This window comes from Halobacteriovorax sp. YZS-3-1, assembly GCF_047084945.1.
GTDB classification, from domain to species: Bacteria; Bdellovibrionota; Bacteriovoracia; order Bacteriovoracales; family Bacteriovoracaceae; genus Halobacteriovorax_A; species Halobacteriovorax_A vibrionivorans.
Genome location: NZ_JBKIYI010000001.1, coordinates 23678 through 41702 on the forward strand (window position 1 = coordinate 23678; position 18025 = coordinate 41702).

The following is an 18025-nucleotide window of genomic DNA, read 5'->3' on the forward strand; positions in this document are numbered from 1 at the left end:
TAAATGGAAGCTAGCAAAGAAAATGGTGGAGTATTCATTAACGGTAAAGCTCAAATTATTGAAATGCTCAAATTTATGGGAGCAGAAGAAAGGGCAACGTTACTTAAAAATATCCAGATGAGAAATCCTACGCTGGCCAAAGAGCTATATGCTGAAAGTATCACATTCAATACTATTTACTCATTGGATGATATTGATTTAGCACAAGTTCTAAAGTTTATTAAGGCCCCAATTCTAGGTGTTGCACTTAAAGAGTGTGAAAAAACATTTCAGAAGAAAATTCTTACACTTCTTCCAAGAGAAAGTGCTGAAGAGGCATACTCTTACCTTGTAAAAAATCTTGGTGGAAACGAAACAAGAGATATTCAAAGGGCCAGAAAAAGAGTTACTGATACAATTGTTGCTCTTAATAACCGTGGAAGACTTAGCCTATAAATCACACTTATAATTAATTTTTCGATCATCAATACGGGGACAATTTTTAAGGTTGTCCTCGAATTTCTCTCTTAATTCACTCGTATTTAATTGTAGCTCCAACAACTCGATTTGAAGAAAAATTCCATCTTCACTAAGTTGCTCTAAACATTTTGCCTTAACAGAATACTCACAATCAGCAGGGTTTACTTTGGCCAGGGTTTCAAGTGCTTTTTTAAGACGATTCGAATCCCCTGCTTTCTCTTTTATCCAAGTATCGATATCGTCACGGATACCATTACTATTTTGATCAACACCACCTTGCCAATTAGTCTCTTCTTGCTGACAGCCTAAAAGAAAGACGAATAAAATTCCAATTATAAACTTATGCATTCATTAACTTCCTAAACTTGGCCTCTGCTTCATCATCAAACGAAAAATCACTACTTTTAGCAGTATCAAAAATCTTATGTTCAGCAAGAATATTTACAGCGCTATCTAAACGATCAATAGTCGTATTAATAATTTTCTTAAGCCATAACTCATTATTATCGATAATTTTTGCAACCTCACTAATCGGAATAGGCATAAGTTCCACCTGACCAACAGTAAAGGCTGACTCATCATATACACCGCGATTTATTCCACCTGAAACTCCAAGAAAGTCACCATTTTTATGAATTCCAGTTGGAACAAGACGTCCATTATGATCTTTTACAGTGACAACTGTACCAGACTTCACAAGAACAATATAATCCGCTTTTTGCCCTTCTTTAAAAATCAAAGACTCGGCCTCTAAAGTTGATAATTCATACGAGGTAAGTTTCATCTATTGCTCCAGAAATGGCCGTTCCATAACGTAGGCCGTAAGTTGAAAATTTTATTTCTTTTGGATTGATCTTATTTAAGATTGTTTGAGAACAAATCGCTCCAGATTGAATTGTCTTAGACCTTTTACCTAAGAAAGAAAACTGCTTTCCTAGTGCCTTTGCATCAACCAGTTGTATACGATCCACACTCTCATTAAAGTCAGCAAGTGCTAGTGAAAAATTATTAATTGCATCGTTTGAAAATTCATTGGCCCCAGAAAACATAAGAGCTAAGCTAGTTAATGTTCCCGCTACTCCAATAACATCGTAACCACTATAATCTTCAACATTATATTTTTCGAAAATAGCATCAAGGTTCTTTTTAAGTTCCCCGTCTTTGATCCAATCATCAACTCGTACTGATCCAATTGGAAGTGAGACTGTTTTTAATATTTCAAAAGGTTTTGGATTAATAAGTATTAACTCACTTGAAGCTCCACCCACATCTAAGATAAGTTGTACCTTCGATTTTGATTTCATCATTTCATTTATTCCAAATGCAGTGTAATAAGCCTCACCTTCACCAGAAATAATTTGAATCTCTAAACCTAATTCTCTTTTTACTCTTGAGAAAAATTCTTGCGCATTTTTGGCAACTCGAGAGGCCTCTGTTGCAGTAACGATTATTTTTTCGCAACCAAGAGACTTACATTTATCTTTATATTCACTTAAGGCACGGAATGTATCTTCCATAGATTTATCTTGGAACACACCATTTTTATCCAGTCCTCTACCAAGTGCCGTAATAGTTGAAACTTCTTCAACGACTTCTTTCGTCTTTGTATTTAAAACTAATAGAAGAGTTGAATTTGAACCAATATCAATTGATCCAATTAGATCTTTACTCATTGAAATAAACCTTTAAATAATTCTTTTACTTTCTTTTTGTTCTTTTTAAGAATCTTATCTGATTCTTTCTTTAATAAATTCTTACCTGCATATTCAGCAAGCTTCTTTACTGTATATTCGTAATCATTTCTTAATTGGTAACCAACTCCCTCTAAACGAAAAGGAATACTAGATGTACCATAATCTCTTTCAAGATCATGCTTTAAATCTGGTTTATTAATAACAACTTCTCCAAGTAGTTCACCAGTCGTTTTAAAGTCTATCTTTCCTTTACCTCTTAGAACGTAAAGGCCATCATCTACAATCACTCGATATTCTTGAATTTGATGAAGACGATCGTCAAAACGTCCTTTAAATGATATCTCATTTATTTTCCCATCAATTTGGAAATCATTCTTTGCTATTTTTTCAACTTTTGAAAATAAACTGGTTAAGACCTTTGTCAGATTTATTTTATTAAGTTTTGCCTCTTTAACTCTTAAATTAACATTAAAGTCGTATTCTTGGTCCTTAGTCTTTCCATCAATAGCACCGCTTGCACTTCCTTCTATTGAATCAATTATATTTTCAGGGATAAAGAGTGCTGCACTTGAAATATCAACGTTCTTAAATGAGCTTTTGACTTGTGAAGTTTTTGAATTCTCTTTTATTTGAGAATCATAACTCAGCATCAAGGGAGCAATTCCAAGTTTTAACTTATTAGATCTGATCTTTAATTGTTTCCTATTAACACTAAGAGAAATTTGCCCATTTATAGGTGACTCTCCTAAGATTACATTTGAGAATCGAACTTTGGACTTTAGTGGAAATTGAGTAAAAATTTCTCCTTCAGTATTGGATAGTGACTTTTTACTACTTGTCTCACCACTCTCATCTTTATCTGTCTCGGAGCTTTTCTTTTCTTCCTCTCTCGGTGTGCTTTGTATCTGTGTAGGAATAACAACATCTTTTAAATGAACGTTTACAATAGATGTTTTTAAATAATCAAAACGATCAACTCCAAGTACATATGGTGTTGACTGGCCTATTTTTGCACTTCCCTCTAAAGCTTTGACCTCAATTGCAGAACGAATCTGCTTATTATTAAGATTATTTTTTACATCTAATTTCAAAGGGATATTATATGCAACGACATTTCCATTTATTGAAGTTGTAATATTTGGATTGAGCTTATTATTTTGACTACTTAATTTTCCTTCAACCTTAAGTCTTCCATCATTAATTAAAATGTCGAGAGTCGTTAAATCGATAAAGTAAGAGATAAAGTTTTTTAAATCTGTATCGAGATTTAGATTATGTAAAAATAGTCTTCCATTTTTTAAGTCATAATCAAGTTTAGATTTCATAAATTGCTGCTCTTCAAGTGCAACAGCTAATTCCGATGATAACTGCTTATCTTTTAGGCCACCATTAATCGTTAAAAGTATTTTATTTAAAGGCTTAATAAATAGATTCGACTTTATATTTGTAATCGAGGCTTCGGCATTAAAGTCTAATTTCTTTTCTGTAAGCCACTTATCAAGCTTCGACTCCCCTAAGATTGCCAGATTAAAAGACATTGCATTTTGCTTATCTTTTAAAAGGTCAAAACGAGACTTGAGCTCGAACGTTGTTGTCGTATTTAGACCGACATCTCTAAGGGCAAAACGATTAATAAGAACTTCACCGTGATCACCATCTCTAAGAGCATAGTTTGCCTTAATATCATTGATATTTAAGTTGATACTTGCATTTGCAAAGAAGCCTAATGCTCCAAACGAGTCATTACTATCCTTACTTTCTTCTTTTGATGAAGCTTTGTTGCTTGCTTTATCTTCTGTTCCAAATTTAACAACTTCTTTCTTCTCTAAGGAGTTTTCCCAATTGGAGCCCTTTTTAAATTCAATATAGCTGACTTCTGGTTTGTTGATGTTAATGGAAATCGTTCCATAACCTAAAAGCATCGTCCAAAAAGGAACTTCAACTTGTAGATTATCAAATGAACTCAAAGGAAGCTTTCTTCCAGCATGAGGGTAAAGTATTTCTACTTTTCTAATATTTACCTTAGAAGTTACTCCTAGCGAGTAATCAAGAGATTGCGTAAAAACTTGTGCATTAGGAAGGGCCTTTTGTAATTGTTCAGTAAAGACTTGCCTAATAGCATCTGGTTTCAAATTCCTCTTTGCCACAAAGAGAATAATCGCTGCAAATAATACAGCGGCTCCTAAAAATAAAAAAATTATTTTTAATGGTGACTTAGTTTTCACATACCCTCCAATGGTATTTAGATTAAAGTCAACGGTGCGAACTTTGCCATAAACTTCTTCTGTGCACCATCATTAAACTTAATTGTTACTTTTTCATCCCCACTTGGCCCAATACAATCTAAAACAGTACCTTCACCATAGAGGGAGTGAACAATTTTTGATCCTTTTGGATAAGTGGCCTTCTTTTCTTGCATTTTTTTTGATGCCGATGAATCCACTCGATAAACCGGCTCATCATCATAAACAGGATCACATAGATCATCCCAATCATCTTTTTCATTGGCCTGGGTTCCACCACCAATTTTTCTCCAAGTATAGTATTTGTTTGGGATCTCTTGGATAAAGCGACTAAAACCATTAAACCTTAGCTGACCAAAAAGCATTCGCCCTTGAGCAAATGTAATATACAAATGTTTCATGGCACGAGTCATGGCAACATAGAAAAGTCTACGCTCTTCTTCAATTGCAGCCTCTCCATTTTCCATTGATTGATAACTAGGAAATACAGTCTCTTCGACTCCTGTAACAAATACGTATTCAAACTCAAGACCTTTGGCCCCGTGAATAGTCATTAAAGAAACTTCCCCCTGATTCTCCTCTTCTTTTCCAACAACAGAGTTATCTAGAGTAATCGTTTCAAGAAAAGTACCAAAGCGACTTTCTGGGTTCTGGTCTTCAAATTGAGTAAAAGCACTACCTAGTTCTTCAAGGTTCTCCATTCTCGCCTGAGACTCATAATCCTTTGATGCTCTTAGCATCTCCCAATATCCCGACTCGTAGAGAAGTTTTTCATATACTGTTTCAAGTGGTTCACCTTGATCATGAGCTATCTTAGCTTCAGTAATTAGGTGAACAAATTGTGACATTGAGGACTTAACACGAGATGATAGACGAATATGTTTAAAATCTTCAGGGTTATCAACAATTCTATTAACAACTTCCCAAAGAGAGCTATCTGTCTTGATTGCTTCTTCTTCTATTTTCCTTAAGGTTGTTGCACCAATACCACGTGTTGGTACGTTTATAATACGACTTAAAGCAAGCGAGTCCTTATCATTAACAAGTAGCCTAATATAAGCAATAAGATCCTTAATCTCTTTTCTTTCATAGAATTTGATTCCACCAACAACTCGGTATGGAATATTAGATTTTCTTAAAGCATCTTCAATCTGGCGAGACTGAGAATTAGTACGATAAAAAACAGACATTTCATCATAACTAGCTCCATGCTCATTATGAAGATTAATGATTTCTTCTGAAACAAAGTCTGCTTCTTCACGATCACTAGAACATTCAATTATGTCGATAGAGTCTCCTTCCGGATTATCTGTCCACATACTCTTTCCCTTACGCTGGGTATTTCGGGAAATAACTGCTCCAGCTGCTTCAATAATATTCTTTGAAGAACGATAGTTTTGTTCAAGCTTTAGAATTTGAGCATCGCTATAGACTTCTTCAAAGTCTAAAATATTTCTAATATCTGCTCCACGCCAAGAGTAGATCGATTGATCCTCATCTCCAACGACACAAATATTTCGCCTTTTCTTTGCAAGCTTTGTCACAAGATCAAATTGCGCGCGGTTTGTATCCTGATACTCATCCACTAAGATATAACGAAAACGATCCTGATAGCGCTCAAGAACTTCAGGAAATTTTTCAAAGAGCTGAATAACTCCACCAATTAAACCACCAAAGTCAGTCGCATTGGCCTTATGAAGCTCTTTCTCATAATCAAGATACATGTCATAGAAGATGTCATCATCTTCAACTTCATAATCTTTATCTGAAATATCTCTATCTGGATAATGACCGTGATTTTTCAAGTCCTCAATGAAGTACATTACTTCAAATGGAGATGTTTCTTTTTGAGAGATACCACGGCGATTTAGAATTGCTTTAACCACGCTCTTTTGTTCGGCCGTATCGTAAATTGTAAAATTACGACTTAGTCCTAAGTAATTGGCCTCTGCTCTTAGAAGTCTTGCACAAAAAGAGTGAAATGTTGTTACTTGAAGTGCCCCAACATCACAACTAACATCGCGGCCGACACGGTCACGCATTTCCTTTGCTGCTTTATTTGAGAAAGTTAAGGCCAATAATTGAAAGGGAGAAATATTCTTCTCTTCTAAAAGATACGCTATCTTCGTTACTAGAGTTCTCGTCTTTCCAGACCCTGCACCAGCAAGGATCATCATTGGGCCATCAATCTCTTTAACAGCTTGTCGTTGTTGAATATTGAGGTGATCTAACTTCATTCAAATTCCTATTTCGTCTTACTCAACTGTAACTGACTTCGCCAGGTTTCTTGGCTTATCAATATCTGTACCTAAATTTTTAGCAATGTAATAAGCTAACAGTTGGTTTACAACATTTACATATAAAGGAGCTAGGTCTCCTAGTCCTTCAAAATCTAATTCAATATAATGATCTGATACTTCTTTAAGCTCGTAACGATTCTTAGGACCAATTGAAACGATAAGCCCCTTACGTGCTTTAATCTCTTGAATATTTGAAACCGTTTTTTCAAATAATTCTTCACCCACGAGAGCAACATTTACTTTCTCTTCATCAATAAGAGCTATTGGCCCATGTTTTAACTCACCAGAGGCATAGCCTTCAGCGTGAACATAAGCAATCTCTTTAAGCTTAAGTGCCCCTTCCATAGCGATTGGAAAATATGCTCCACGACCAGTATAGAAAAATCCCTTGTGCTTATAGATTGCATCCGCAACATCTTTAATTGGTTTTGTATTATCAAGTAATTGCTCAACTCTCTCAGCTAATAAGCTGTATCGAGAAGCTAAAGTATTTCTTAGTTCATCATCAATTCCACCATGCGCTAGAACTTCAGAAAGAGTTTTTCCTGTAAGGACTTGTTGAGTGAATGCTTTTGTTGAAGCAACACCAATTTCAACACCTGCACGAATCATAAGATTTACATCACAATCACGATATAGAGTTGAACCTTCTGTATTAACAATAGAAAGTGACTTAAGGCCCTTCTCCTTACACATTGATTGGGCAGCAAGAGTATCTGCCGTCTCCCCTGATTGAGAGATAAACATTGCTAACTCTTCTTTATCTAGTATTGGATTTCGGTAACGAAACTCACTAGCAATATCAGCAAAGCAGCGAACGCGGTTTTTTGATTCAATATAGTCTTTAATCACTAAGCCTGCATAAAAGGCCGTACCACAGGCAGAGATATTAACTGCTTTCATAGGAAGCTTTGTCGCTTCTTCTAAGCTTTCTTTCCCTTCACCTTGAAAATAATATTGAGTTAGTGAGCGGATTAGTTCAGGCTGCTCATAGATTTCCTTAAGCATATAGTGCTCAAAGTCACCTTTAGAAGCTGGATCATGATCAATCGTTTGCTCTTTCGACATATAGCGATGACATTTCTCACCACTAAGCTCATAGAAGTTTAGTAGTTGATTATTTTTAACACTTAAATGACAAAGAACACCGTCTTCTGGAAAATAGATACGTGTTGCCATACCAGCAAGAGCATAAGGGTCACTTGACACAAAAACTTCCGAGTTTACTTCATTACTCCCACATACCAGAGGTGCACCTTTTTTAATTGCAAAGATCTCATCTGTTTCGCGGTTTAAAACAACAAATGCAGAGAAGCCTTCAATTCTTTCAAATGATTTTACAATCGCCTCGCGAATCGGAGTTCCCTGGCGTTTATGATAAATAAGAAGTCCTAAAAATGTTTCAGAGTCAGTTTCAGATTCAAAATAGATTCCTTGACCTTTAAGTTCTTCACGAATTTCAGATGCATTTTCAATGATTCCATTGTGAACCATAGCAATACCATCTTTCGTTGAAACGTGAGGGTGAGCATTGTAATCGGTTACTCCACCATGAGTGGCCCAACGTGTATGACCAATGCAAGATCTGGCATGGATATCCTTACCTTCAAGCTCTGCTTCAAGATTTTGAATTTTTCCTTCTTTCTTATAAACGAGTAGTTCATTATTTTGGTTAATAAAACTAACTCCAGCCGAGTCATACCCGCGATATTCTAGTCTTCTAAGTCCTTCTAGAACAACGTCAACTGAATTTGATGGCCCTAAATGCCCAACAATTCCGCACATAGTCACTTCCTTATATGTTTAAAACAATACTAATTAGGAAAAGATACCATTTTGCAGGCGAAATTAAAATTTTTGGATGACTTATTTATCTGTTTTTTTCTTAATGAAACGCTTTGCCATGCCTTCTTTCGTCTCTTGACGCCCTCTAGCAATAGCAAAAGATCCATCAGGCATACTTTTATTGATCGTTGAGCCTGACGCAACATAGCACTCTTTCCCAATTTCAATAGGAGCAATCATTTGTGTATCAGAGCCGATGAATGAACCATCACCGATAATTGTCTTATTCTTATTGGCCCCATCATAATTACAAGTAATGAATCCACAGCCAATATTTACACCATCACCAATTTCAGCATCTCCGACATAACTTAGATGAGACACAGCAGACCTCTTACCAATATTTGACTTCTTTACTTCAACAAAGTTTCCAAGCTTTGCCCCTTCACCAATATTACTTCCAGGCCTAAGTTGTGCCATTGGTCCAATTGAAGCACCTTTTGAGACCTTTGAGTCAGTAATATATGAATTGGCCTTAATAATGGCACCGTCTTCAATAATTGAATTCTTTATTGTCACGCCTTGTTCGATAATAACATTCTTACCGATTACTGTTTTGTCATCGATAAAAGCATTTTGAAATAAATGTGTTCCTTGACCAATATTTTTTGAATAACAATATGTATGTGAAGGATCTGTAAAGCGCACTCCTGCTTCTAGCATTAAGTAGCGAGCAATTGAGCGTCTCAAATAAATATCCGCTTGAGAAAGTTGAATGAGGTTATTTACTCCTAGAAACTCACGGGGCTCTTCAAATAATAATGGTGTAACATTTGCTTCCGGAGAAAATGTATCAGTTAAATAGAATTCACCTGATTTATTATCATCAGATAAATTAAAAATATGATCCATTAAATAAAGTGTTTTAAAGATATAAAGACCAGAGTTAACTTCATCAATTTGTCTTTGATCATCATTTGCATCTTTTTCTTCGACAATTTGAAAACCTGTTCCCTTGCGAATGATTCGGCCATAGCCAGTTGGGTTATCTGCCGTAAATGTTGCACATACTGCATTTGAGCCTTTTTCAATTTCTTCAATTAATGAACTAACTGTTTCTTTTGTGATTAAAGGAGTATCTGCACAAGTTACAATTGTATAATCATAACCTCGAGAGTTTTCAAAGTCCTTCAAGTAAGTCTGTACAGCATGGCCAGTACCTAATTGTTCCTTCTGATATACATAGTTGATATTTTCAAATTTCTTATTAACATGTTCTTCAACAAGTTCACGTTGATGGCCCGTTACTAATGTGATGTCACCAAAGTCTTTAAATGTATCGATTACATAATCCACTAATGTGTTTTCGTGAAGTGGCGCTAGTGGTTTTGGGATGTCCATCTTAAGTCTCGTTCCCTTACCTGCAGCAAGAACAACAATTGCAACTTTTTTTGATGAATTATCTGACATATTTAATCTCCTAATAACCGACTATAACGGTCCACTTACTCTTTATGGAATTACAACACATTAACTAAATCATAGCAAAAAAATCAGTTAAAAAACTCAAAAAAATCACGCATTTTCGCTCTTTTTATTAAAGAGTTTTTTTTATTGCCCGATGTTATTTAAGAACATATTGCCTATATTGCGCCGACCTGTTGGAGGAAAGATTTATGGTTACAAATTACGAGGGTGAGAACATTGAGTTTAAGGAAGAATTGGCCCTCTTACCAATCCGAGACTTAGTTATTTATCCATTTATGATTTTACCTCTATTTGTTGGTAGAGAAGCATCAATCAAAGCTATTGACCATGCTATTAATCATTCAGATAGATTAATATTATTATCAAGCCAAAAAGACATCGTTGCAGAACATCCAGCCCCTGAAGAAATTTATGAGCTAGGAACAGTTGCCATGATCATGAGAATGAGAAAGCTGCCTGATGGACGTATTAAAATTTTAGTACAAGGTCTATCTAAAGCGAGAATTACTTCTTTTGAACAACAGTCTCCTTTCTATGTTACAAAAGTTGAGAAAGTTGAAGATGTTATCGCTGATAATGCAAATATTGCAACAACTGCTCTTATGAGAACAATTAAAGAGCAGCTTGAGAAAGTTATCCAACTTGGAAAAGTTCTTTCTCCAGATATTCTAATGGTACTAGAAGATATTACAGATCCTTCTAGACTTGCAGACCTTATTGCATCAAATCTAAACCTCCATGTTTCAGAAGCTCAAACAATTCTCGAAACACTAGATCCAGTTGATCGCCTACATGCAATCAACGATATTCTAAATCGTGAATTAGAGATTCTAATGATGCAACAAAAAATGAAGAACAATACTTCATCTGAATCAACAAACCAAAGAGATGTTTTCCTTAAAGAACAGATCAAGGCAATAAAGTCAGAACTTGGTGATGGGCAATCACAAGAACAAGATGAATTCGCAGAGTTTAAAAGAAGAATTGATGAAGCGGGTATGCCAGAAGATGTCTTAAAAGAAACAATGAAGCAATTCACTAGACTCGAAAAGATGCACCCAGATTCATCAGAAGCTAGCATCATGAGAAATTATATTGAGTGGATGTGTGATCTTCCATGGAATAAAAAGTCGCAAGAGCACATTGATCTTAATGCAGCTCTGGATATTCTAGACGAAGACCACTTTGAGCTTACTAAGATTAAAGAAAGAATTCTTGAGCACCTAGCAGTTAGACAACTTAAAGGTGATGATATGAAAGGGCCAATCCTATGTTTCCAAGGTCCTCCTGGTGTTGGTAAAACATCACTTGGGAAGTCAATTGCTCGTGCAACAGGAAGAGAGTTTGTTAGAATTTCTCTTGGTGGTGTAAAAGATGAAGCTGAAATCAGAGGTCATAGAAGAACTTACGTTGGAGCAATGCCAGGTCGTTTTATTCAAGCGATGAAGCAAGCAAAAACTAATAACCCTGTCGTTCTACTTGATGAAATTGATAAATTATCAGGTGACTACAAAGGTGATCCTTCAGCAGCACTTCTTGAAGTACTTGATCCTGAACAAAATGTTGAGTTTAGAGATCATTACTTAAATGTACCATTTGATCTTTCAAATTGTATGTTTATTGCTACTTCAAATATGCTTGAAAATATTCCTGGTCCACTTAGAGATCGTATGGAAGTTATTAACCTTTCAGGTTATACAAGAGAAGAAAAAGTTGAAATTTCTAAGAGGTACATCATCCCTAAGCAAATGGATGAGAACGGTATTAACGATGAGCACGTTGTCTTTACTGATGAAGGTGTAGAAAGTGTAATTGAGCACTATACTTCAGAAGCAGGTCTACGTAATCTTGAAAGAAGAATCGGAACTCTTTGTCGAAAAGTTGCAATGAGAATTGCAAAAGGCGAAATGGCAAAAACACATATCGTAAAAGATACTGTTGTTAAATACCTAGGTCCACCTATCTTTGTAAAAGAAGATCATAAAGAAGATGATGAAGTTGGTGTATCAACAGGACTAGCTTGGACATCTCATGGTGGTGAAGTTCTCTACATTGAGACAACTAAGATGAAAGGACAAGGTCTTACTCTTACAGGTCAACTTGGTGACGTAATGAAAGAGTCAGCAAAAACGGCAATTAACTACATCCGTTCTCGTGCACTTTATATGGGAATTGATGAGGATATTTTTGAAAACCATGAATTTCATGTTCACTTACCAGCTGGTGCAACTCCAAAAGATGGACCAAGTGCCGGTATCACACTAGCAACAGCACTTGTATCTAATTGCACAGGTGTTCCAGTAAGTCGTGATGTAGCAATGACTGGTGAGATTACTCTTACAGGAAAAGTTCTTCCAATTGGTGGCCTAAAAGAAAAGGCCCTAGCTGCTCTTAGAATGGGGATTTCTACAGTAGTTATTCCATGGGGTAATAAAAAGGACTTAGTAGATATTCCAGAGAACCTAAGAGAGAAAATCAACTTTGTACCTGTTAAAACTATTGATGAAGTACTCGATATAGCTCTTGTCGGATGGCATGAGTACAAAAAAGAGGTTCATCAAAAAACAGAGAAAAAACATCAAGAAAAAACAATGGCCTCAGAGGCTGCATAGAAAAGAGGGCCTAACTGGCCCTCTTTTTTTTTAAGTAAGTATCACTTAAAATGAGAGATGTATGGAAAAAACAGATCTAAAAATAATGATTGTGGATGACTCAGAGATGGCAAGAACATCAACAAAAGATATTCTTGAGCAAGAAGGTTATGAGGTCGTTGCCACTGTAGGAAATGCTCAAGAGGCCCTTAAATTGTCTTTTGAATTAAATCCAAACCTCTTCATAATTGATGTCGTTATGCCGCAAGTAAGTGGACTTGAATTGGCAGAGTCAATCGTTAATAACTTTATGGATGCTAAGGTAATTATGATGTCCTCTCTTGATATTGAAACTGTATGTATCGACTCAATATCAACTGGTGCACAAGACTTCTTAGTAAAACCTTTTAAAAAGGAAGATTTACTGAAGTCTGTTGAAAAAATGATGCACGATATGATCCAAGAACAAGCGAGCTAGAAGATGATTCGTTTTGCAATTTATTTTACAGTGAGTTTTTTAATATTGGCCTTTCCTGTAAGTCAGAAGAAAACAGTCTTTGAATCAATCAATAAGCCGCTGCGCCCTTATACAGAAAAGGTTTATTCTACGATTTCTTTTTATTTAAATACAAGCCTATCAGAAGGCAAAGAAATGACAGTTAAGTTATTTAATAACACTGCTAAGAAAGTTGATTATGTAAAAAGAGAATCTTCAGGTGTGACAAAGGAACAAATAAAGAGAGCTGAGGACCTCGACGCTCTTGATGAGTATCAACATGGTGAATACACTGTTGAAGAACGCGAGGCCCTTTTAAAAGTATTACGAGATAATTAAGCTTACTGACTAGTTGCTGAAGAGTTATCACTCTCAATAACACTACCAGCAGATTTCGCAATTAACTCATCTATTTCTTTCATTTTTTGCTTTAAATCTAACCCTCTAGTTAAACAAATTGAATCATCAAAAGTTTCTGTTGGTGTCTCACGTGGTGCAGACAGAACATAACTTGTTAATAGTGATAAAATTGATACTAAAAATAGCTTTTTCATAATACTTCTCCTTTGCTAGTCACTAATATTAATGCATAACATGTGCCAACTTAAGAGATAGTAATATTAGATACTTACAGACGTAAAAGCGTAAAAAAGATAGACATATTTTCATAGGTGTTCATCTTTTAAACAACTCATAAGTCTCTAGTTTTTAAGTACTTTCAATATCTTCCCAGAATCTGTGGTGAGGTAGATTTCTCCCGCTGGAGAGACCCTTATTTGCCTCATTCTCTCGTCTAAGTCCTCTAGATAGACTTCTTGCCTAACCACTTTATCACCCTCTAAAACAAGCCTTCTGAGGTGTTCGCTACCGAGGGCCGCAAGTAAGACATTTCCTTTCCAATCTTTATATTTCTTACCGTTATATATGGTCATACCAGAAGGAGAAATACTTGGTGTCCAATAGACTATTGGTTGCTCCATACCGGCCTTTTTTTCCTCTCCTATACTAGGTCCCCAGTATTCTTTACCGTAGGTAATGATTGGCCATCCATAATTGAGCCCAGGCTTGATTAGGTTTAACTCATCTCCACCACGAGGACCAAATTCACAGCTAAAAATTCTCTTATTAGCATCCATAAAGATCCCTTGAGGATTGCGATGCCCATAGCTCCAAATCTCTTTTAATGCGCCCTTTGTTTTTTCAAAAGGATTTCCTTTAGCAGGACTTCCGTCGAGATTTAACCTAAGGATCTTACCATTGTGATAATTAAGTTTTTGAGCATAATCCCTTTCACCTCGATCACCAACAGTCATAAATAAATAGTTATCTTTGAACTGTAAACGTGAACCAAAATGTCTTGAAGTATCACTATATACCTTAGTTTCAAGTAGTACTTCTGGGCGAGATAAACTCTTATCCTTGTACTGCGCTCTAGCAAGAATCGTCGCAACCGTTTTACCGACCTTTCCAGAATAGGTGTAATAAGCATAAGTTTTTTCACCGATATTCTTAATGACGATATCAAGCATCCCACCTTGCCCTGAAGCAACTACTTTAGGTGCTGTTAAAGACTTCGTCTCTTTAGTAAGAAAGTTGTGATATTTAATCTTACCTTCTCTTTCGGTGAAAAGAATTTCATTTTCATTAATGAATGTGAGACCCCAAATGATTTCATTGGTTTTAAAAACTTCTTTTGCTTTAACATTGGATTTAGCAAAGGAGTAGAACGGATTTAATAAAGTGATAAAAATAAGGAATGCTAGATTTTTCATAAGAAAATTCTAGCATGCGATTTCCAATAAATAAGTAAAATAAATTTAACTGATTAAGTTCATCAACTTTCTAATAAATGATTCTTTCTTACTATATGGTGGATAGCGTAAGTCATTTTCTAAGAAAAAGGCCCTATTCATAACAGACTTGCGATGAGAGAAGAGTTCAAAAGAGTGCTTCCCATGATAAGCTCCCATTCCTGACTCACCAACACCTCCAAATGGAAGTTGGTCATTTGACAGATGAATGATCGTATCATTAATTACCATACCACCACTGCTAATTTCATTGATGACACGATTCTTTTCACTTGTTTTATCAAGAAATGCATAACATGCAAGAGGCTTATCATGTCTTTTTACGTAAGCGATTGCTTCATCAAGATTATCGATATTCACAAGAGGAAGGATTGGTCCAAAAATTTCATCCTGCATAATTTCACTTGATTCATTTGCTTTTATGAATGTCGGTGAAATATATAAATCGCTCTTATCAACATCTCCACCAATAAGTACGTCATCTTTTTTAACAAGAGCATTTAAACGATCAAAATGTCTTTCATTGATGATGCGTCCATAGTCAGGACTATTCTTAACATTGTCGCCGTAGAATTGGACTAGGTACTTCTTTGCTGAATTAATAAATTCGTCTTGATCCTCTTTGCGTAAAAGAACATAGTCAGGAGCAACACAAGTTTGACCTGCATTGAAGAACTTACCCCAAACAATTCTTTTAGCCGCTAAATCAAGATTCTTAGTTCCAACAATTGCTGGAGACTTACCGCCGAGTTCTAGTGTTAGCGGTGTTAAATTCTTAGCCGCTGCGGCCATGATAATACGACCGACATGGCCATTTCCTGTATAGAAAATATAATCAAATTTTAAATTTAATAACTCAGTCGTTTCATCAACACCACCTTCAACAACAGCAGCGATCTCGCTATCAAGGGCACTTGATATGAGTTCATTTAAGATGCTAGAAGTATTGGGGGCAACCTCAGAAGGCTTTAGAATAACTTTATTACCGGCTGCAATTGCTCCAATCAGAGGAACGATGGCCAATTGAAATGGATAATTCCACGGAGCGATAACTAGAACCTGCCCATAGGGCTCAAAATGAATACGACTTTTAGCAGGCATAAAAGGTAACGGTGAACAAACCCTACGTGGCTTCATCCACTTTTTTAGCTTCTTCTTTACAGTTTTAATTTCGTGTAAACAAAAATCGATCTCAGATAAAAAAGACTCAAATCGAGGCTTTCTCAGATCAGCTTTTAATGCATCTACGATTCTCGGCTCTAAGTCCTTTATCCTCTCTTCTAAGGCTTCTAAGACTGATATGCGATCATTATAACTAAGTTCTTTTCGCCCTTTCTGAGCTGTGTATATCGTTGCTATATTATTGTCCATGGGCCAAGTATACTAAAAAAGCCTAGTTCGTGACTAGGCTTTTTATAAGGAGTGTGGGTAAATTTTTGAGTTTGGTTTTGTTGTGCTTCTTACTGTCCTGTTGCAGAAGATGAAGATGAAGAAGTCGAGCCTGAAGCTGCTGGAGCTGCACTCTCAACGCTTGCAACGCTATCACTACTTGCATACATTTCATCACAATTCGTTTCAGTCTCAGATAGAGCTAATACGTTTGTGGCACTTAAAACTAATAAAAATACTAATGTTAACTTTTTCATAATTCCCCCATTATGGTTGTGTGTTTCTATGTCTTATATAGAGCAAGGGTGATGCCAAAAACACATATGTAATTTTAAGTACTTACGTAAGGAAGTTTTGATATATTTTGTACACTGATCATAAATTAGACATCAATTTGACTATATGGCACCTAACGCATTGATTTTAGTTTTGAGATTAATCTCTTGGATTGCGCCTTATAATTGAGTGATGGCAATGGCCCATAAAGCTCTTCTTCAAGGCTAGCTCTAATGGCCCTAAGAATCTTATCAATATATTCCCTCTTTTGATGTGAATTAGTTGGCCACAGATTTGAGCCAATATATTGTCGAACTAAATAGAGCTTAGCATGTGGGCTTTGTTCATTTTCTTTTGAGAGCTCTACATCCACTTGATTAAAAGATCTCGCAACTACCACTTCTTTTTCTAATTTTGAATACTTTGGATGATCGACGATTTTCACAAGAAAGTCTTTATCATTATAATTATATACAGTAATGACATCGGCCAAGAGCTCCTGGTATGGTAACATTAAGTTAAAAAATCGCTCATAATTCTCATTATTCCTCTTACTTTTTAATTCTTTCATTTTCTTTGCTGTTGTAAGAAGTTCATTTTGCAATGAAATTCGCTCACTAACACTTGTCTTAGGGTCTTTAATTAATAAGCGTATTCCAAAAGCACGTATTTTAAGCTTTGAAATTTTCTTTTGTAATTGAAAAAGATTATTAAATGAAGGTAGTTCTTGGGCGAGAAAACTTGATAAAATTGCATGCCCATACTCATGAGCAACAATCCCTACTGTCGCTTCATTACTGACGAAATGATAGTCTCCAGCTTTATTTTGGCGAATAAATTGTTGTGGAATCTCAAGGTTTGAGCCCAAATCAAAAGAAGCACTAAAAGAACGATCACTTAAAATAATATTGACCACTGCATCCACAGAATTAAAGTCATTTATATCTCTTAAAGTGCCAATGACATCTTGGTAGAACTCACAGTTCAACTTGCCAATATTTGAAATAAATACTTTCTCTTCAACATATAAACTATCACTATCACGGCATTCAATTTTTTCAAGAGCATATAATTGCGTACTTAGTAGAGAGATAAGTATAATGATAAGTTTATTTTTCATTATATATACTTAACATGCTTAGAAAGGCTATTTTTAAATACTATATAATATATACGATATCGAAATACGTTTATAATTTAGTCAGCTATTTCTTGTCGACAAAACAAGTCTTTAGCAAAAAAAAGGCCCTCTAGTAAAGAGGGCCCATTAATTATAATAGATTTTAACAACTTCTTTTACTGACCATCACCTTTCGCAGATGTATCTGTTTGAGAACTTTCTCCAGACTCAGAGTCAAGAGTTAAGCAGTTATCACCACTTTCACACTTAGCCTCGTTATTATTTGCATCACAAGGAGTTGAACTTTCTGACATTTCTGCTTGTACAGAAAGGGTACCCATAAGAAATAAAACCATTAATAACTTTTTCATAT

Annotated in this window: 17 protein-coding genes; 4 read left to right on the forward strand and 13 right to left on the reverse strand. The window is 35.6% G+C overall.

Going from position 1 to position 18025, the window contains the following annotated elements; translation table 11 throughout:
- The first annotated feature begins 3 nt into the window (after positions 1–3).
- Entirely contained in the window at positions 4–435 is a 432-nt protein-coding gene (locus ACMAZI_RS00135; RefSeq protein ID WP_114706199.1) for a FliG C-terminal domain-containing protein, read from the forward strand.
- Here the strand turns inward: ACMAZI_RS00135 and ACMAZI_RS00140 are convergent.
- The 7 genes from ACMAZI_RS00140 to glmU form a co-directional block, all read right to left on the reverse strand.
- Entirely contained in the window at positions 430–807 is a 378-nt protein-coding gene (locus ACMAZI_RS00140) for a hypothetical protein (protein ID WP_114706198.1), read from the reverse strand. The two genes, ACMAZI_RS00135 and ACMAZI_RS00140, sit on opposite strands and share 6 nt — an antisense overlap.
- Entirely contained in the window at positions 800–1243 is a 444-nt protein-coding gene (locus tag ACMAZI_RS00145; RefSeq protein WP_114706197.1) for a Crp/Fnr family transcriptional regulator, read from the reverse strand. Before ACMAZI_RS00145 ends, ACMAZI_RS00140 begins: the two co-directional genes overlap by 8 nt.
- A complete protein-coding gene (locus ACMAZI_RS00150; protein ID WP_412474012.1) occupies positions 1224–2132 on the reverse strand; it encodes a hypothetical protein in 909 nt (302 codons plus the stop codon). Before ACMAZI_RS00150 ends, ACMAZI_RS00145 begins: the two co-directional genes overlap by 20 nt.
- Positions 2129–4378 (reverse strand): hypothetical protein, encoded by a 2250-nt coding sequence (locus ACMAZI_RS00155; protein WP_412474011.1) that lies wholly within the window; start codon positions 4376–4378, stop codon positions 2129–2131. Before ACMAZI_RS00155 ends, ACMAZI_RS00150 begins: the two co-directional genes overlap by 4 nt.
- 17 nt (positions 4379–4395) lie before the next feature.
- Positions 4396–6633, reverse strand: coding sequence for an ATP-dependent helicase (locus tag ACMAZI_RS00160; RefSeq protein ID WP_334677710.1), 2238 nt, complete (start codon positions 6631–6633; stop codon positions 4396–4398).
- A gap of 18 nt (positions 6634–6651) precedes the next feature.
- Positions 6652–8481, reverse strand: coding sequence for a glutamine--fructose-6-phosphate transaminase (isomerizing) (gene glmS / locus ACMAZI_RS00165; protein WP_120404064.1), 1830 nt, complete (start codon positions 8479–8481; stop codon positions 6652–6654).
- 81 nt (positions 8482–8562) lie between these two features.
- Positions 8563–9951 carry a bifunctional UDP-N-acetylglucosamine diphosphorylase/glucosamine-1-phosphate N-acetyltransferase GlmU gene (glmU, locus tag ACMAZI_RS00170; protein ID WP_412474010.1) on the reverse strand — a complete coding sequence of 463 codons (1389 nt, stop codon included), beginning with the start codon at positions 9949–9951 and terminating at the stop codon, positions 8563–8565.
- A gap of 206 nt (positions 9952–10157) precedes the next feature.
- On the opposite strand from glmU, the gene lon reads away from it, so the two are divergent.
- From lon to ACMAZI_RS00185, 3 genes are all read left to right on the forward strand, one after another.
- Complete coding sequence (gene lon, locus ACMAZI_RS00175) at positions 10158–12581, forward strand: endopeptidase La (RefSeq protein WP_114706191.1); 2424 nt, start codon at positions 10158–10160, stop codon at positions 12579–12581.
- A gap of 61 nt (positions 12582–12642) precedes the next feature.
- Positions 12643–13038 carry a response regulator gene (locus ACMAZI_RS00180; RefSeq protein ID WP_114706190.1) on the forward strand — a complete coding sequence of 132 codons (396 nt, stop codon included), beginning with the start codon at positions 12643–12645 and terminating at the stop codon, positions 13036–13038.
- A 30-nt stretch (positions 13039–13068) separates the two neighbouring features.
- Positions 13069–13395: a hypothetical protein gene (locus ACMAZI_RS00185; RefSeq protein WP_133296892.1), complete on the forward strand. Its 327-nt coding sequence runs from the start codon at positions 13069–13071 to the stop codon at positions 13393–13395.
- Between the two features lie 2 nt (positions 13396–13397).
- On the opposite strand, the gene ACMAZI_RS00190 is transcribed toward ACMAZI_RS00185, so the two are convergent.
- The 6 genes from ACMAZI_RS00190 to ACMAZI_RS00215 form a co-directional block, all read right to left on the reverse strand.
- Positions 13398–13610, reverse strand: a complete 213-nt coding sequence (locus ACMAZI_RS00190; RefSeq protein ID WP_412474009.1) for a hypothetical protein — start codon at positions 13608–13610, stop codon at positions 13398–13400.
- Positions 13611–13757: 147 nt separating this feature from the next.
- Positions 13758–14828: a PQQ-dependent sugar dehydrogenase gene (locus ACMAZI_RS00195; protein WP_114706187.1), complete on the reverse strand. Its 1071-nt coding sequence runs from the start codon at positions 14826–14828 to the stop codon at positions 13758–13760.
- A gap of 45 nt (positions 14829–14873) precedes the next feature.
- On the reverse strand, positions 14874–16238 hold the full coding sequence (locus ACMAZI_RS00200; RefSeq protein WP_114706186.1) for an aldehyde dehydrogenase family protein: 1365 nt from the start codon (positions 16236–16238) through the stop codon (positions 14874–14876).
- A gap of 89 nt (positions 16239–16327) precedes the next feature.
- Entirely contained in the window at positions 16328–16513 is a 186-nt protein-coding gene (locus tag ACMAZI_RS00205; protein WP_114706185.1) for a hypothetical protein, read from the reverse strand.
- Positions 16514–16665: 152 nt separating this feature from the next.
- Positions 16666–17652, reverse strand: a complete 987-nt coding sequence (locus tag ACMAZI_RS00210; RefSeq protein WP_412474008.1) for a hypothetical protein — start codon at positions 17650–17652, stop codon at positions 16666–16668.
- A gap of 176 nt (positions 17653–17828) precedes the next feature.
- Positions 17829–18023 (reverse strand): hypothetical protein, encoded by a 195-nt coding sequence (locus ACMAZI_RS00215; RefSeq protein WP_114706183.1) that lies wholly within the window; start codon positions 18021–18023, stop codon positions 17829–17831.
- Between the last annotated feature and the right edge of the window lie 2 nt (positions 18024–18025).

Bases quoted from the DNA above. Each gene is read 5' to 3' on its own strand.
- ACMAZI_RS00215 (WP_114706183.1), bottom strand. From the start codon at position 18,023: ATGAAAAAGTTATTAATGGTTTTATTTCTTATGGGTACCCTTTCTGTA.
- glmU (WP_412474010.1), bottom strand. From the start codon at position 9,951: ATGTCAGATAATTCATCAAAAAAAGTTGCAATTGTTGTTCTTGCTGCA.
- ACMAZI_RS00190 (WP_412474009.1), bottom strand. From the start codon at position 13,610: ATGAAAAAGCTATTTTTAGTATCAATTTTATCACTATTAACAAGTTAT.
- ACMAZI_RS00145 (WP_114706197.1), bottom strand. From the start codon at position 1,243: ATGAAACTTACCTCGTATGAATTATCAACTTTAGAGGCCGAGTCTTTG.
- ACMAZI_RS00195 (WP_114706187.1), bottom strand. From the start codon at position 14,828: ATGAAAAATCTAGCATTCCTTATTTTTATCACTTTATTAAATCCGTTC.
- ACMAZI_RS00140 (WP_114706198.1), bottom strand. From the start codon at position 807: ATGCATAAGTTTATAATTGGAATTTTATTCGTCTTTCTTTTAGGCTGT.
- ACMAZI_RS00150 (WP_412474012.1), bottom strand. From the start codon at position 2,132: ATGAGTAAAGATCTAATTGGATCAATTGATATTGGTTCAAATTCAACT.
- ACMAZI_RS00210 (WP_412474008.1), bottom strand. From the start codon at position 17,652: ATGAAAAATAAACTTATCATTATACTTATCTCTCTACTAAGTACGCAA.
- ACMAZI_RS00135 (WP_114706199.1), top strand. From the start codon at position 4: ATGGAAGCTAGCAAAGAAAATGGTGGAGTATTCATTAACGGTAAAGCT.
- ACMAZI_RS00180 (WP_114706190.1), top strand. From the start codon at position 12,643: ATGGAAAAAACAGATCTAAAAATAATGATTGTGGATGACTCAGAGATG.
- ACMAZI_RS00205 (WP_114706185.1), bottom strand. From the start codon at position 16,513: ATGAAAAAGTTAACATTAGTATTTTTATTAGTTTTAAGTGCCACAAAC.
- glmS (WP_120404064.1), bottom strand. From the start codon at position 8,481: ATGTGCGGAATTGTTGGGCATTTAGGGCCATCAAATTCAGTTGACGTT.
- ACMAZI_RS00200 (WP_114706186.1), bottom strand. From the start codon at position 16,238: ATGGACAATAATATAGCAACGATATACACAGCTCAGAAAGGGCGAAAA.
- ACMAZI_RS00160 (WP_334677710.1), bottom strand. From the start codon at position 6,633: ATGAAGTTAGATCACCTCAATATTCAACAACGACAAGCTGTTAAAGAG.
- lon (WP_114706191.1), top strand. From the start codon at position 10,158: ATGGTTACAAATTACGAGGGTGAGAACATTGAGTTTAAGGAAGAATTG.